This is a genomic window from Enterococcus sp. DIV1298c (assembly GCF_017316315.1).
GTDB classification, from domain to species: Bacteria; Bacillota; Bacilli; order Lactobacillales; family Enterococcaceae; genus Enterococcus_B; species Enterococcus_B mangumiae.
This window is the reverse complement of the sequence record NZ_JAFLWG010000085.1, coordinates 1-15,166: the sequence shown is the minus strand read 5'-3', so window position 1 is coordinate 15,166 and position 15,166 is coordinate 1. Positions and strand designations below refer to the sequence as shown.

The 15,166-nt window shown below is 37.2% G+C and carries 13 protein-coding genes; 2 read left to right on the top strand and 11 right to left on the bottom strand.

Annotated features, from left to right (window positions below):
• Positions 1-34: 34 nt before the first annotated feature.
• The 11 genes from JZO83_RS14170 to JZO83_RS14120 form a co-directional block, all read right to left on the bottom strand.
• Positions 35-1,471, bottom strand: a complete 1,437-nt coding sequence (locus tag JZO83_RS14170) for a helix-turn-helix domain-containing protein (RefSeq protein WP_206858979.1) — start codon at positions 1,469-1,471, stop codon at positions 35-37.
• A gap of 149 nt (positions 1,472-1,620) precedes the next feature.
• A complete protein-coding gene (locus tag JZO83_RS14165) occupies positions 1,621-6,831 on the bottom strand; it encodes a putative mucin/carbohydrate-binding domain-containing protein (RefSeq protein WP_207116121.1) in 5,211 nt (1,736 codons plus the stop codon).
• Between the two features lie 498 nt (positions 6,832-7,329).
• Positions 7,330-7,572, bottom strand: coding sequence for a GlsB/YeaQ/YmgE family stress response membrane protein (locus JZO83_RS14160; protein ID WP_153829806.1), 243 nt, complete (start codon positions 7,570-7,572; stop codon positions 7,330-7,332).
• Between the two features lie 83 nt (positions 7,573-7,655).
• Positions 7,656-8,426: an Asp23/Gls24 family envelope stress response protein gene (locus JZO83_RS14155; RefSeq protein WP_207116120.1), complete on the bottom strand. Its 771-nt coding sequence runs from the start codon at positions 8,424-8,426 to the stop codon at positions 7,656-7,658.
• An 11-nt stretch (positions 8,427-8,437) separates the two neighbouring features.
• Positions 8,438-8,626, bottom strand: a complete 189-nt coding sequence (locus JZO83_RS14150; protein WP_207116119.1) for a DUF2273 domain-containing protein — start codon at positions 8,624-8,626, stop codon at positions 8,438-8,440.
• 12 nt (positions 8,627-8,638) lie between these two features.
• Positions 8,639-9,202 (bottom strand): alkaline shock response membrane anchor protein AmaP, encoded by a 564-nt coding sequence (gene amaP, locus JZO83_RS14145; protein ID WP_207116118.1) that lies wholly within the window; start codon positions 9,200-9,202, stop codon positions 8,639-8,641.
• A 30-nt stretch (positions 9,203-9,232) separates the two neighbouring features.
• The gene (locus tag JZO83_RS14140; protein ID WP_206858963.1) at positions 9,233-10,126 is read right to left on the bottom strand and encodes an SDR family oxidoreductase; all 894 of its coding nucleotides are present in this window, start codon (positions 10,124-10,126) and stop codon (positions 9,233-9,235) included.
• Between the two features lie 64 nt (positions 10,127-10,190).
• Positions 10,191-11,132: a magnesium transporter CorA family protein gene (locus JZO83_RS14135; RefSeq protein ID WP_206858961.1), complete on the bottom strand. Its 942-nt coding sequence runs from the start codon at positions 11,130-11,132 to the stop codon at positions 10,191-10,193.
• 26 nt (positions 11,133-11,158) lie between these two features.
• Complete coding sequence (locus JZO83_RS14130; RefSeq protein WP_206858960.1) at positions 11,159-11,509, bottom strand: iron-sulfur cluster biosynthesis family protein; 351 nt, start codon at positions 11,507-11,509, stop codon at positions 11,159-11,161.
• A gap of 45 nt (positions 11,510-11,554) precedes the next feature.
• The gene (locus tag JZO83_RS14125; protein ID WP_207116117.1) at positions 11,555-12,457 is read right to left on the bottom strand and encodes a glycosyltransferase family 8 protein; all 903 of its coding nucleotides are present in this window, start codon (positions 12,455-12,457) and stop codon (positions 11,555-11,557) included.
• Entirely contained in the window at positions 12,450-13,307 is an 858-nt protein-coding gene (locus JZO83_RS14120; RefSeq protein WP_206858958.1) for a glycosyltransferase family 8 protein, read from the bottom strand. Before JZO83_RS14120 ends, JZO83_RS14125 begins: the two co-directional genes overlap by 8 nt.
• A 325-nt stretch (positions 13,308-13,632) precedes the next feature.
• Between JZO83_RS14120 and JZO83_RS14115 the strand changes: the two genes are divergently transcribed.
• Together JZO83_RS14115 and JZO83_RS14110 are read left to right on the top strand one after the other, a co-directional pair.
• Entirely contained in the window at positions 13,633-14,445 is an 813-nt protein-coding gene (locus JZO83_RS14115; RefSeq protein ID WP_206858957.1) for a Cof-type HAD-IIB family hydrolase, read from the top strand.
• 13 nt (positions 14,446-14,458) lie between these two features.
• Positions 14,459-14,950, top strand: a complete 492-nt coding sequence (locus tag JZO83_RS14110) for an isochorismatase family cysteine hydrolase (RefSeq protein ID WP_207116116.1) — start codon at positions 14,459-14,461, stop codon at positions 14,948-14,950.
• The last annotated feature ends 216 nt before the right edge of the window (positions 14,951-15,166 follow it).

The following is a 15,166-nucleotide window of genomic DNA, read 5'->3' as shown; positions in this document are numbered from 1 at the left end:
TTTTATGTCTTGTGGGCTTTTTCAGTTCTCTTATTTATGCGAGCAACTCTTGATAAAAGTGGATCAGATTATTGATCTCTCTAGCTTTTGGGAAAACGGATATACCAAATACAGGAATATTATAGCTTTTATCTATTGAAATGTTTGAAATAATGCAATCATAATTCTCATAGTTGATCAGCGCTTGAGAGATTGTCTTGTTTTTTCTGAGAATAAATTCAAAGCGATTACCTAGTTGATGCTCTAAATTACTAAGTAAATAGTCATCATATTTTAGCGTAGCATTAGTTACGACTAATGCGCGAACCTGTTTATTTTCTTCGAACATTTTTAACAAAACTGGCCAGTATAATAATATTTCCGTGAATACCGTTGTAGTAAATCCTTCAAAATCATTTAATAAAATCGAATGATTATGCATGGCATGTTTCATCTTATTCCAAAACCTAAGCTGGATTTCTTTCATTTCTGAGTGATTATTTTTAAAAAAAAGAGAGTTTTTTTTATAATAAACAGTAAATGGGACTGTATTTTGTTGTAATAAAATGCTCACTTTCCGGAAAATCCTTTGCTTATCTTCACAAATGATCCCGTACTTTTCTTCTACCTCTTTTATAAAATTATTCAATGCAAGAATAATTGGATTTTTCATACTTGCAGACTCAATATCGAATAACTGATGGACAAATGGCTTGTCAAATATGTAAGTTGCTAACTGTTCGTTGATCAAGTCGTTCGTTTTCGGCAGGCGCAAACGCTCCACAGATAGTTGTTCATACCTAAATTTCTTTTGTTTTTTACTTATCGAACTTATGCTTTCCTCATTTTGAAGTAACAGAATACGGCTAGCGACCCAAAAATAAAATAGTTTTTCCTCTTGCGGTTCTAAATGAGTGAATTGTGGTTGCAGCCCATTTTCTTCAATAAATGCTTGAATGAGTTGAAGAATAAGTGAACGAAAATTTTCAGGAAATGCGTCCTCGAAATAATGATATTTCTCCATTAAAAACTGGACCGTCATTTCAGTGATGATTTGGTCGTTTCCAGTAAGCTTGATCAATGCTTGTACTTTCATCCCATATCTATGCAACGTTGGGTTGATTTTATCGACAATTCGTCGCAAAGTACTTTCAGAAATAAATAAATAGTCGGCTAACTCCAGATAATTTTTGAACTTATGTAATAAAATCGCTTCTAAATAGCGATACTCCATGGATTCTTGCTTGATCACATGATAAATATAATCTTCTGTTACATGAGGTAAGATCGTTGCCTTTACTCCCTCTCCTCGGGTCATTTTGATCTTGATATCACTAGCGTAAGAATGAATATCAAGTAAGTCGTTGCGCAAAGTTTTTGCTGAACAGCCAAGTAAATTTTCTAAATCATTAAACCGATAGCTATCGCCTTCAAATAAGTATTCCAGTAATCTTAATTGTCTTTTTAACTTTTTCGACAAAATCTTCAACATTTTTTATTCACCTCACAAACAAATGCAAAAAACACTCAAGTTCGGGTCTCCCCTCCTTTGAGTGTTTCCCTTATTCTATTTTAGTGGTCTTTGTTCTTCTCTAAAAACTATTTTTTCTGTTACTTATAAAAAGTGGATATGAACTCACTTTATTCTTTCGATTCTTCTTCTACTTCTTCAATTGATCGTTTCTTCCAGAAGAAGATACCGCCAACTAGAGCGAGTAGCATGGTTCCTAATACAGAAAGGAGTGTGTTTCTAGTCGCATTGGTTTGTGGCAAGTTGCCCATATCTTCTCCAAGAGCGCCCTCTTCATTCAGTTCATTTTCACCACTATTTTCTCCAGGGTTTTCTCCAGCAGCATTTCCGCCAGAATTTTCGTCACCCGCTCCTGGTGTATCTTCTTGACCTTGTTCGACAACTGAGTATCTTCCTTCCGTACTTGTTGTAAATCCGCCATGTGCTTGATCCACTTGGATATCTAAGCCTACCACATTATTACTTCCAAGTTGAGAAGTATCGATCTGTGAATCTTCTTGTAATTGAACGGTGAAAGAATTATTGGAGATCTCACGGCCATTCACTCGGACTGTATCGATCAATGATTTCGGATCAACTCTTTCTGTGCCAATTGCAATCGCTGCTTCTCTTGTTCTGACATCTAATTCGCCTGTCGGCTCAAAGCCATATTCAGTCACATTATAAACAGCAAATTGTCCGCCATAAGTAAAGTTTCTTTCCTGTTCTTCGTGCATCAAGATATTGTTGTTTGCATCTTGATGATACACTTTCACCACATCGCCCTCAACAACTGGGAAGGCATTGCCACTATTAAAACGTGAGATTGCCTGTTGGATCGTTTGTGTTCCTCGAACATCGTATTGGTATTTCGCACGACCATCTTGACCAATGATCTCGATGCCATAGTAGACATTATTATCATCTACTTGTGTCACACGATTATTTAAAATCGTACGATCTGAACCTTGGATCGACTGGATTTCGATTTGACGGCCACTTTTCACTAATCCGAATGAGCCAACTGTTTCATTTTGGCGATTCTTCAGATGGATCGTGCTTCCCCATTTCACTTCATAAGGCACTTCGATATCAGTTGCTGTGACACCATCTGCGGTCGATACTCGAACTGTCACCGATTTATGCCCAGCAGTTTGTGTATCAAATTCATCGATTTGTTCTACATTATATAACGAACTAGACAACTGGTGTCCGTTGAAACGAACTTCATTGATCAGTTTTGTCGCATCCAATTCACTAGCATCCTCACCTAAAACGAGACTTTGATTTTGTTTTTCCGCATGGATCATCGTGATTGGCTCAAATTCACCATTTTGGATACGGTAATGTGCATAATTAGACCCGGCCGTAAAGTTTCTGACTAAGTTATCTCGCATCAGTAAGTTACGATTTTCCGTTTCTGCATGATACACTTTGAAGATATCTCCTTCGTTCACTTCTAATGGTTGCCCATTGTTGAAGCCTTGGATCGCTTGCCTAATTGTCATATGTCCTGTTACTTCATAGCTGTATTTGACATTATTAGGGAACAAGTGGCTTTCAGGTTGTTCAGGATCAGCTAAAATCTCAATTCGATAATACGTATCTCGTCCAAAAACATTATTGACCGCATTATTCAAAATCGTGCCTTGTTCCCCTTGAGTCGCATGGATTTTTGATACGCCATCTTGTTCGACGATACTAAAAGCACCAACTGTCGCATTTTCAAGACCTTTCAACAAGAATGTACTTCCCCATTTCACTTCGTAAGGAATCTCTAATTCCACAGAAGCTAATCCATCTTTCATTTCCATTCTCAAACGAACTTCTCTTTCACCGACCGTCGAAGTATCGAAATCAGATAAACGTTCGATCGTATACGTATCTTCAGCGACAGCTTCACCGTTGATCGTGACTCTATCTAGTAACTCTTCCAACTCAAAGTTAGTGGTATCTTGTGCTAAAACTAGCTCTTTATTGGCAGTATAAGCATCCATGACTGCCATTGGCTCAAAACCGTATGCAGTCACTTCATAGTAAGCATAAGATGAATTATGTGTGAAGTCTTGTTCTTCTTCATTAACCATCAGCACTGAACTTCCTTCTGAACGTTGCGGATGATAGATTTTGATCACGTCACCAAATTGAACGGTTACCGCACGATTCGTTCCAAAATTATCCAAGACTTGTTGTAGAGTTGCTCGGCCTGGCATTTCTTGAGAATAGACTGTTCGATCGCCACGAATGATTTCCATTGAATAGTACAAGGAAGAGTTAGGACTTAACTGCTCATTTAGTGGCGAATCAATCCCAGGGAACATGGTTAACTGACGTACCGAGTTATTACTACCTGTTCTTAAAGAAAATGCACCCGCTGCTCCGCCATTCGCCGAACGCATAACGATTGTGTTCCCCCATTTGACTTCATAAGGAACGGTGATTTCCTTAGAAACTAAGCCATCTGTCGTTTCAAACTGAATGCGCAAATCTTTCTTGCCAGCAGTTGACGTATCAAACTCTTCTAATTGCGTCACTCTGTATAGATTTGGAGCTAATTCGATACCATTGACTGTGATATGATCGATCAGATTTGCTCCATTGATTCCTGCCGTGCTATCCCCTAAAGTAAACTCTTGCGGTGATGAATCTGCAGCTACGGCAATAATCGGTTCTAACCCATTATCTGTGATTTCGTAATAGGCGTAGTTTGAACCGATCGTGTAATCACGAACCAATTCATCTTGCATTAGAAGGTTACGTCCTTGTGAGGGACCACGTGGATCTGCATGATATACTTTGATCACGTTACCTTTTTCAACTGGAAGAGGCTGTCCATTATTGAAACCGTTGATGGCATCCCTGATCGTAGAATTACCCGCTACTTCGTATGTATAATTCGTACTAGATCCGCCCATAACTTCGATCGAATAATACGTATCTCGACCAAAATGGTTGTTGACTGGGTTGGCGAGATTCGTGCCGCTTACTCCTTGTGAAGCATGGAGTGCAAATTGACCGTTTTCTTTATGCAAACTAAATGCCCCGACTGTGGCTTCATTTAATCCTCTTAAGACAAAGGTATCTCCCCACTTCACATCATACTCTACTTCGATTTCATTTGAGGCAAGTCCATCTTTCATGTTGATTCTTAAACGCATCTTACGTGTACCGATCGTACTTGTGTCGAAGTCGATCAATGATTCTACTGTATATTGACTACTATCGATTCTACGTCCATTAATCGTCACATTATCAAGTAATGAGCCTGGATCAATGGTTGAAGTATTCTCTCCCAAAACAAAGCTTTTTTGTGAAGCTTCTGCCTCCATGACTGGTACTGGTTTGAATCCAGAAGAAGTGACTTCGTAGTACGCATATTCTGTACCATAGGTAAAATCATGCTCTTGCTCAGCCATCATCAATACTGAACTATTTGCTGTTCGACCAGGATGATGGATTCTAATCACATCACCAAATTGTACATTAAAAATATTCTCAGTATTTCCAAACTGATTGATTACTTGTTGCAAGGTTGACCTGTTCAAGACATCTTGACTATAGATCACATTATTATTTCGTGAAATTTCAATTGAGTAATATCTTGAAAAAGGAGAAGTCTGTACTCCTACTGGTGCATCCATATCCGTTGCCAAACCACTACTGATCCTTAAGGGGATATTATTGGAATTTGAGTTGCTCAATAATAATGAAAATGCACCAGCTGATTGTCCTGTTGCTGACTTCATCAATATAGTATCTTCCCAACGCACATTAACTGTTCCTTCAACCGTACCTCTTGTAGTTGCATTAACATCGGGACGTCTTCCTTCAATCGTCAATCTGAATTCTTGTTCACCTGCTATACTGAAATTCGGCAAGACTGAATCTCCCATTATTAGTTGTAAACTATTTCTTTCCACAGGCATATCTCTAAAAGTAATATCCTTAATCAGATCTCTAAATGAATTGGCTGTAAATTGGATGTTAGTAGTGCCGAGTCTTTGCTCTTCAATTGGATGTAATTCTATTTGTAATCCTTCATCTTGCTGAATCGAAACATTTACACTCTCAGTAGTTTCTCTACCATCTGGCATTCTTACTCTAGCATTCCAAACAAAATTACCAATATTTTCTGTACTTATATTATTCACCCAGGTTAAAGTTCCTCCAAATGGAGTATCAAATAATTCTTGTACCGTTGGATTGCGATCATTCTGCCTAAAGGTCACATTTTTATTTTTAGCTACAATTATTGGTTGGACATCAACCTCAAATGATACATTTACGGGTGGTCGTCCTGTCTCATCAGACATTCGAAGTTCAACATTTTGCTTACCCAGCTGTTGTGTATTAATTCGTCTTACCCATTCATATGAGATATTTCCACGAGTATTATTCGTAGTAACAAACATCTCTGGATTTACGTTTTGCAGATGTTGCAATACAAAATGTGATTCTTTTGCACTCATTGTCATAGGGCCAATCATTGACTCGGCGCTTTCTCTAGCAAAGAAATCAAAAGTGAATGTTGGGGCCATTGCTTCCGTATTTTGAGTATGTGTTCCCCAGAGTAATTCATTATATGAAAATGGAAATCTCTCCACATCAAAAATCTCTGTTTGAAGCGGAGCAACTTTTAAACGTGTGAATATAACATCGAGTTCCCCATTGTTTCCAGATTGTGCTGCCAAAGGAGTTGGAGCCATTCTCATCTGCCAATTCCCACTTCTCGAATTAGAAAGTATAAAAAATATTCTTTGGGGCACAGCATCAGAATTAAACCTCAGCGGACTCCCATTAGTAAAAACACTTCTATTTGTATTATTATTAACGAAGTCTGGTATGAGATGATTAATGGATGGATAAAACATACGAGAGATATTTCTTACAACAATTGTATCTCCAACATTCATATTTTCTAGGTTAACTACTTTATCATTTATCCCGTTTGTTATTTCCCTAATCAAAAAATCTGCAAACCAACCAGCTTCTCGTGATCTTAGAAAAGGTATAGTATCTGGAACTGCTATTGCGTTTCTTGGATTTAACATTCTTTGAATCATTTGATCATACTCTTTTTTTTCGGAGTCTGTCATAACTTTTCTTTCTGAACTGTCATTCTTCTTTTTTTCTTCTTCCTCTTTTTTATCTCCTGCTTTTTCATTTTCTTTCTTTTCTTCTGAATCACTAGTTTTTGTCTTTCTAGTTGTCCTTGCCTGCCTACTTTGAATCGGGCCTAGTGCATTGAAGGCGGTCACTGCCTGTACAACTGTGCCATTGAGATTTCCTAAGGTCAAACCCAGGATCAAGGCGCTGTTCAACAGTTTTCTTCTTGTTCTCAAATCATTTCCTCCTCTTTATCAATCAACAAGAGAAAAAACGTTTATTCTTGAATCATTTTTTTGTCATTTTTTCTCTCCATATGATAATCGTTACTCTTTTACTTAAAGGATGTTCGTAGTATCATGAATGATCCTTGTATAAAACGTTATGTATTTTCCGTTTCTTAATCGTCTTTTTACTATTCACTCCTTTTTTAAATCATTTAGAAAAGCAATGAAAAGCTTTACTGATTCAAGTTTATCGGTCATAGAAAAGACTTAAAACGTCAATTTTTCCCAATCAACTTGGAGAAATTGACAGAAAAAAATCTGTAAGAAAATGAATTATATTCATCAAACTTAACAAAACGCGAGATAACAACGAAAAAGAAGGATTTTCTCAACATTGAACGTGTCAATTTGAGAAGATCCTTCTTTTAAATTACTTAAGTTTAAACGTTACCGATTATTTCAAAGTAGAAGAATTTTTGTATTTATTACAAATTTTCCTTCCTATTATTACAATTTACGAGCAAAGAACGACACGATCAATACTAAAATGATCGCTCCGATCAATGAAGGTACGATTGCCATACCACCAATAACTGGTCCCCAAGTTCCTAATAACGCTTGTCCGATTGCTGAACCAACAAGTCCTGCAATGACGTTTGCGATGATGCCCATTGAAGAGCCTTTATTTGTGATTGCTCCTGCAATTGCTCCGATAACTCCACCAACGATTAATGACCAAATAAATCCCATCTGTATTTCCTCCTATAGTGTCTAGCCGATTTTCTAATGCGACAAGTAGTTTTATTTTAAAAGTTTAGACTCACCAAGTTTTCTTATTGTACTCTTGGCTCGTTGTCTTCTTTTACTTTTTCTGTTTCTTTGTTTACTGCATGTTTTGCTTTGTCTGTTTGTTCTGAAGCAAACTCTCCAGTTGCTTTTGCAGCATCAGTCACTTTGTCTTGTACAGTCACTTGATCTTGTTCAAATTCTTCTTTTGATTTGATGTCTGTGACATTGACGTTTACTTCAATGACATCTAAATGTGTCATATTTGCTACTTCTTCACTAATGATCTCTTTCATTTGTTTAAAAATATCTTCAATGTCTTTGCCATATTCAACGACGATCGACATATCAACAGCCACTTGTTTTTTCCCAACTTCCGTTTCGATTCCTGCTGTTTCATTGTCCGTATTGACTAACTTGCCAGCTACATTAGAGAAAAATCCTCCGTCAACTGTTAATAGTCCGTCGATACGTTCTAATGCGATCGCAATAATTTTTTGAATGACTTTATCATCATAAGTTACTTCACCGTTCATTGTTTCTTCACTGCCCTTCACTTCATTTGCCTGTTTATTTCCTTCGTTCGGTGTTACGTGTCCATCATGAGGTTTTGGGTCATGATGTGGATGATCATGATGTTCTTTTTGATCATGAGCAACCTTTTCTTCTGCATGTGGTACGACTGGATCTGGATGTGCAGATACTGGCGCTGTTTTATTTTTTTCGTCTTTGATTCCTTGCGCTTGGTTTGGTGTTGTTGGATCTGGATGCGCAGATTTTGGTGTATTTCCGTTAGTATTTGTATGATTGTTTTCCATGGTAATGCCTCCTAGGATTTAAAGTAATGTTCTAAAATTCCGGTTCTTTGCAAATACATACCGATGGCTACGCCAATCGCAGCCATGATCACGATCAGCAATGTTTTGAAAAAACCGACAGCTATCAGTAAAATAGCTAGTATCAATCCAAGCACGCCACAAATAATTGGGAGCTTGTATGTCGAAAAGATCTCGTTCATTTTCTCTCCCCCTTACTGTACTCGTGATTGTTCGACTCTTTTTGATTGTGGTGAGTCAAAGCCTGTATAATTGACCAATACGTTCACTGGTTCGTCTGTACCGATGATTTGTTTTACTTCACGCTCAATGTCTGACATTAATGTTCCTGTTTTACCTATTAATGATGACGTGCGTTTTAATTCACCTTTTACTTTTACATCGATTTTATTTTTAGTCGCTTTGATCGTTACTTTCGGGGAAGAAACAAAATCTTCTTTCGTCAAACGTGAACGAACCATTCCTTCAATCGCCTTTTTGTCTAAAGTCAATTCACCGTCACCTTTTTTAAGTAAAAATGAACGGTATGTTTTGGGATAGAACAGTAAGACTAGAATGAGTATCAGTGTCAATACAGCAAAAGCCGCAGTGACCCAAAATACATATTGCTGAACATAAAAATTAGTTAATGACAAAAAGCGGAATTCTTCCAAATTAAACGGCAATGGATATACTGCAGTCAGCAACATAGCAAATACTAATACCGATAGTAAAATGATCAATAAGATTGCCCCTAGCGTTTTCGCTCCTTTGTTCATTGTTTCGCCCTCCTCACATGTTGTCACAGATTATAGATTGATGGCTTCTCCACCTGTAATACCGTAAATTTGTGCAGTGACGTAGCTTGCTTTGTTTGATGCAAGAAAGACATAGACAGGTGCTAATTCAGCTGGTTGACCCGCACGTTCCAACAATGCTTGTTGACCAAATTCAGGTAGATCTTCTTTTGGTTGACCTGCATCTAATTGTAATGGTGTCCAGATTGGTCCTGGCGCTACACCGTTGACGCGGATTCCTTTTGGTGCTAATTGTTTCGCTAAACCGATTGTAAAGTTGGCAATCGATGCTTTTGTTGCTGCATAGTCCAATAAATGTTCACTTGGGTTGAATGCTTGTACAGAAGTTGTTGTAACGATTGCTCCTCCAGCAGGAATATGCGGGATTGCTTCTTTTACTAAAGCAAACATCGCAAGAATATTTACAGTAAACGTATCTTTTACTTGTTCCAATGGAATTTCAGCAATGGATGGAGAAGAGATCTGTTGTGCAGCGTTAAGAACTAAAGTATCTAATCCGCCAAATGCTGCTACAGTTTTTTCAATGATTTCTTTTGGTGCTGCTTCATCACGCAAGTCATAAGGTAATAGTAAAGCTTTACGACCAGCTTCTTCGATATAATGAGCCACTTGCTCAGCATCTTCTTCTTCACCTGGGAAAAATTGAATAGCAACGTCTGCCCCTTCTCTTGCAAAAGCAATGGCAGCTGCCCGCCCAATCCCAGAGTCTGCTCCTGTAATCAAGACACGACGGTTTTCTAATTGCTCTGTCCCTTTGTAGCTTTCTTCGCCACAATCAGGTACTGGTTTCATGTCCTTTTGTAAAGCAGGTGTTTCTTGGTCTTGTTTTGGAAATTCTTCCGTATGATAAAGTTTTCTTGGGTCGATTAAATTTGGTTCTGTCATGATGATCCTCCTATTTTTTAGTCATAACTATCGTTATAAATTTGGGTAAAAAAACCCATACTATTTACTTTGTATAATCTTTTCTAAATAAATGATAACCTAAAGCCGCAGCCGCTAAGATCGATCCGCCTAATACTAAAAGAAAGCCAGTCGCGGAGTCTTCTCCTGGGAGACCACCGGTATTCATCCCCCAGATACCAGCAATCATTGCAGGAACAGAGATGATCAAGGCCGTAGAATCCAGATATTTCATGAGATGGTTCAGATTATTGTCCATCATCCCATTGAAAAGATCGCCAATACTTTCTAAGAGATCACGATAGATCAATATCATCTTCTCCGTTTGACGTTGCCTCAGATGGACATCATAAAGTAACTGTTCGTCATTCACACGTTCTCTAAATTCGGTTGTTTCCCATAATAGATCCATCGTCTCTTTCTGATCTCGCAAAGTATGATCAATATAAACAATATCTCTTTCTAAATCGGCTTGCTTATAGAGTTCTTCATTTTCTGTCGTTTTTCGAGCTTCTTGATCCAACGAATCAATACGCGTTTTCATTTCTCGAAGCTCTTTGACAAAATGTGTATAAATGTCTAATGCCGCATAAACAATCACCTTTTCGAAAGAATCGATTTTATCTCCATGATGGTCAATCAAATGATCGATAAAATTGGTTTTCTCATCCCGACAAGTAATCAATAAGTCATTTGATAAGACGAAAGACAATGGCGTCAGACGATGTTCGATTTTTTCTTTTTTACTTGAAAGGTTGAGCAGTACTAAGGAAATCGGGTTGTTCAAACTCGTTCCTGAAAGATGTTCTAAACGAGAGACCTCTTCTGGATAAGTCATCCCGACAAATATATCCTCCGGAAGCTGATACGTTCGAGTAACCTTTTCGATTTCCTCAGTATCGCTCGTATCAATCACAAGCCAATTAAAATGTTTTTCATCTGCGGCTATTACTTTCTTGTTTTTATCAATCAAGTAATATTCCAGCATGGTGAATCGTCCTTTCTAGTATGCTCTCAACTAAAGAAGCAATTGTTCAATTTGATGTTATGATCCAACACAGCAATTTCGTTTTCTAGTGAGAAACTATTCAATCGCTGGTCATAATCCATAATCAAAGACTTTCCTAAATAGCATTGCTCGTTTTGAGACGTATAGATATCAAGCGAAGGATGTTCGATCCTTGTTACGTATTGGCCAAATTCTGTAAGAAAAGGAATGATTTGAAAAAAGCTTCCTTTCGCACAGGCGCCCTTATCTCTAAGAAAAGGATCTTTACTATCGATCAATGCAAGGGCTAATTTTGAATGCGTCCCTGCTTTTTCTTTCAAGATATCCATCGCATTTCTAGTCAATGTAATTTCCATATCGCTCATCTCCTCTATATAATAGTAAGTTTTTTCTATTATCGATCAACGACTCAATTCTGTGTTACGTTGAACACGGGCATATAATGGATATTTCGGAAAGTTTTTCACACATCGAAAAGCTGTCATATTTGCATACTTTTCATAGTATTTTTTGCTTTCTCCCTTAAACTCCTCGCTCCATGGTTTGACATGGCCAGAGTAATGGATGATATAAGGATCGCGACGTGCTTCCTCGTACTCTTTTTCTCCTTGAGCAGTTGGATGTTGTTTTGCTTTCGCCATGATATAGCCTTGTGCATTCCATTTAGGATGTAACGCGATCCATTGATCATGTAAAATTGCATTCAAGGCATCTTGGTCATGGAAGCGAAGTTTTTCTGGATTGTCTTCGATGAATTTAAGCACTTTTTTAGTAATGTTATGCTCTAACCATTTTTCAACATTGATCAGCATCAACCCTGAGTTGCAGTAACGCATAGAGTCTGCTTCAATTTCCATTTTTTCAAGACGTTGGTGGAAACCAGCATCTTCAACTGCCGCCATGATTGCACCGTTAAACTCAAGATCCCATAATTTGCTGATATCGTTCAACGTGATCATGTCACAATCCATGTAAAGGATACGTTCCACATTTTTCCCTCTAAATAATTCTGGGATCGCAATACGATAGTATGCTGTTTCAGGGATACGATCACTTGTTACTAAGTTTTTGAAGAATTTTTTATTGATTTTCAAAAATTCGACATCTGTATTCATTCGTGAATTTTTTACTGAAAAACGTAAAAGATTTTTGCTTTCCGTATCAATGTCATCATCAATTACGTAAAAACGTACAAACACTTTCGGGTCACTATTTTCTAAAATCGACACAAATAGTGCTGCTAGATGAGGCACAAATTTTGTATTACAACTTGAAACGACTGCTACTTCTTTTCTTCTATTCATTTACCTCGCCTACTTTCATTAACACGCTATGCGCTAGATTTTTTAGATAGATCTGTGTATAAGGATGATCCTTCAATGTATTCCAAGGCTTATCATGCCCTGTGAAATGAACGATTGAAGGAGCTTTATTCCCACTTTTGTATAGCTCTTCATATTTTTCATCTGGAGCTGGGTGGCGTTCAAAAATCAATGAACATTGCATATTCCATTTTGGATGAAGCTGTTCCCAATCTCCGTACAATACGCCGTTCAATGCGTCTTGGTCATGGTAGATGATCTGATCGCCATTTTCTTTTAAGAATTGGATCGTTTTATCTGTAATATTTTTTTCATTCCATTGATCGATATCGATCACCATGACTCCTGAGTTAAAATAATATTCATCTGAATCGATCCCTAAGCGTCTCAATGCTTTTGTTTGTCCTGGATCGATTACTGCCCCAATTGTTTTACCATTTAATGATTCGTCATATAATGCAACGATGTCATCCAACACTAAAACGTCCGCGTCTAGATACAACACTTTTTTATAATTGTATTTTGCTAAGATTTTAGGTAGAGAAATTCTTAAATACGCAGTTGTTGTAATATGGTCACTGACTAAGAAATCTTCATAGACATCTTTCTCAACAGTCAAGAATTGAATACTTGCATGCTCCGAATGCTGTGCAACTGTCTGGCGCAATCCTTCTTTGCTATATTCTGATATTCCATCGTCGATTACGTAGAAATATATATGTCTCATCTTATTCGCATTTTCCAGTGCCGTTGCAATCATTACGCTTAGATAAGGAGCATAATTTTCATCTGAAGCAGTCACAACCGGTACAGTTCCATACTTAATCTCCATCAAAATCACTCCTTTTTTTAATCTTTTTCTAACCTGTTCTACATCTACAATATGCCTACTTTTTCCTGAAAGCAAAAGATATGCTTTGTTTTTTATGAATATTACCCAAAAATTGACCTTTTTTATGAAAATGAAAACGAAAACATTTGAATTGTTATGCTTTTTTATTCAGCGGTCTTGACCATTTTCTTACCTATATACTTTGCTCATTTCATGAAAAATCTTTTTTGAAAAAATTCAAAGCGCCAAAGCATTTTATTTTTATTTTAGAAGTTTCTCATTTAATCTAAGGATGAAAGAAAAAAGACTAAGGGAGCGTAAAAAGATGAAATTAGCAGCAATCGATCTAGACGGGACCTTGCTTGATTCACAAGGATTAGTCCCACAAGAAAATATCAGAGCATTGAAATCATTCGCATCTAATGGAGGAATCGTTACGATCGCCACAGGAAGAAATAGTATCTCCGCAAAGGATGTCTTTGCACAGCTAGGTATTAGCGGATATTTGATTTCTTCAAACGGTGCATTGATCTCTGAAATGAAAGATGGAAAAATCGATCATGTATTAAGACGATCAAAGATAGAAGTTCCTATACTGAAAAAGGCCTTTTATTTAGCAAAAGAAGCAAAAATATCGATTATTGCAAGTCGAGAAACGCAAGATGATCAAATCACTTTTGACGAATCCGCTTTAGTAAAAGACGATCCTTATTATCAACATTTTAATTTACAAAACCATTCCTTCGAAGAGATTACTGCTCAGCTGGATGATCCTTCATTGAGCTATTTGAAATTAGCGTTAACGGATAAAAATGAGGAAAAACTGCAACATATCCAAGCTGAATTGAAGAAAGAATCCATTGATTCCGTCTTTTCAGATCCACATTTCTTGGAAATCACGCCTAAAGATATTACTAAAGCTCATTCTTTATTATTTTTAACGGAATACTTAGGTTTGACTGCAGAAGATGTGATGGCATTTGGGGATCAAGAAAATGATCTAGCCATGTTGGAATTCAGTGGATTGAGTATTGCTATGGGAAATGCCCAAGAACATGTCAAATCGTTAGCCGATGAAGTGACTACCACCAATGACGAAGCTGGTGTAGCCGACTTTTTGAACAAACATTCTATCTAAGGAGAAATGTCTGATGTTAGTCATAATCGATATGCAAAACCATATTTTAGATCCGAACAGTGAATTTTATATAGAGGATGCAGAAACTTTAGTTGAACGAATCAGTACGCGTTTGAAGCAAGCTCGCTCAGCAAATGAATATGTCCTATTTACCCGTGATATTCCTGTCGATCGAAAAGACGAATCAGAGAGCAAAGATCTCAAAATCATTTCTGAACTCTCCCCTCTGCCGAATGAGCGAGAGATAAAAAAATATTACTTCACCTTGCCGCCAGAAACACTGACAGAAATCAAACATTCCTTATTCGAAAGTAAAGATGAGCAAAAAACAATCGAAGTCGTGGGGATCGAAACCAATCTATGCGTCTTATCAAACACTATTGCTTTGCAAAGCGCCTTTCCAGAAGCTGACTTTATTATTGATTCATCGATGGTAAGTAGCCGAGATCACGAGCCTCTCGCTTTGCAGCTTTTGAAAGATTTCAATGTTTATGTAAAAGAATAAGCTTTTCAAGCTATACTCAAAAAAAAGGTGGAATGAAAATTCCATCTTTTTTTGAGTATTTATTTCCGTTGATAAAAGGTCAAATTTTTAATAACGTTTTTTATCAAAATATTTGTTCAGAATCGCATAACATGCTATCTTTTATTTAGTGAATATAAATCCAGTATATTCTCAAATTTAATAACTCAAAACATCATCAATGCACCAATAAAATAT